Origin of the sequence: Rhizobium sp. EC-SD404 (assembly GCF_902498825.1) — a bacterium.
Taxonomy (GTDB): domain Bacteria; phylum Pseudomonadota; class Alphaproteobacteria; order Rhizobiales; family Rhizobiaceae; genus Georhizobium.
This window is the reverse complement of record NZ_LR701456.1, coordinates 1-1,245: the sequence shown is the minus strand read 5'-3', so window position 1 is coordinate 1,245 and position 1,245 is coordinate 1. Positions and strand designations below refer to the sequence as shown.

Here is a 1,245-nt window from a genome sequence, read left to right as displayed (position 1 = left end):
TGAGCTACCCCCCGATCCCTGGACAGATTTCGGCGTGACTTAAGCTACTGCCTGCACCTGCTGATCGGTTTCGATGCTGGTGAAGTAGATCACGGCGGGCGGCTGTCCGCCATGGGCGGCGTGTGGCCGCTGGTGGTTGTAGAAGGTGATCCACCGACCGACCCCTGCCTTGGCCTGTGATCCGGTTTCCCAAGCGTGCAGGTAGACGCATTCATACTTCAGCGACCGCCAGAGGCGCTCAATAAAGATGTTGTCGAGACAGCGACCCTTGCCGTCCATCGAGATCCGGGTCCCGACCCGCTTCAGCCGGTCGGTCCAGGCGAAGGACGTGAACTGCGAGCCCTGATCAGTGTTCATGATCTCGGGCGAGCCGAAGCGATGGATCGCCTCGTTCAGCGCATCGACACAGAAGTCCGCCTCCAGCGTGTTCGAGATGCGCCAGGTCAGCACCTTGCGGGTGAACCAGTCCATAATCGCCACCAGATAGAGGAAGCCACGCCGCATCGGCAGGTAGGTGATGTCAGCGCACCAGACCTGATTAGGCCGGTCGACCCGCAACCCGCCCAGCAAATAGGGGTAGGTCTTGTGCCCCTTCGCGGGCCTGCTCGTGTCCGGCTTCTGGAAGATCGGCATCAGCCGCATGAGGCGCATCAGCCGCCGAACGCGCTTGACGTTCACGGCATGGCTCTCGTTCCGCAGGTGCCAGGTCATCTGCTGCACGCCGTAGAAGGGCGTCTCCAGGAACTGCTTGTCGATCAGTTCCATGAGAGCGAGGTTCATCTCTGTCTCGCCCTGCGGCGCGTAGTAAAACGAAGACCGTGAGATCGACAGCAGGCGGCATTGCGCACCCACCGACAGAACGGGGTGGTTCCGTTCGATCATCCCGCGTCTCATTTCCCGCCCCAAGGCTTGAGCTTTCGCGACAAAAAATCGTTGGCCACAGCCAACTCCCCGATCTTGGCGTGCAGCGCCCGAACGGTCTCCTCGTCAACCTCAGCGGTCTTCTTGCCGCCCCGCTCGAAGATGTCCGCCGCACCGTCAAGCAGCGCCTTCTTCCACTGGTGGATCATTGTCGGATGCACGCCATATTCGGCGGCCAGTTCCGACACGGTGCGTTCGCCCTTCACGGCTTCCAGCGCCACGCGAGCCTTGAAGCCCGCGTCATGGTTCCTGCGTTTGCGCATGTTCTGATCTCCTCGTCATTGGAGATCAGCAGACGTCAGATCGTAGCTTCCGTCACCGTCC

General features: G+C 61.3%; 1 protein-coding gene. It reads right to left on the bottom strand.

Translation table 11 applies throughout. The features are described 5' to 3' along the window. Positions 1 to 39: 39 nt before the first annotated feature. Positions 40 to 1,184, bottom strand: a protein-coding gene (locus GC125_RS00460; protein WP_502706022.1) for an IS3 family transposase whose coding sequence is annotated in 2 segments (ribosomal slippage) — positions 40 to 917 and positions 917 to 1,184 — 1,146 coding nt in all. Because the reading frame shifts where the segments join, the coding sequence is not laid out codon by codon here. Between the last annotated feature and the right edge of the window lie 61 nt (positions 1,185 to 1,245).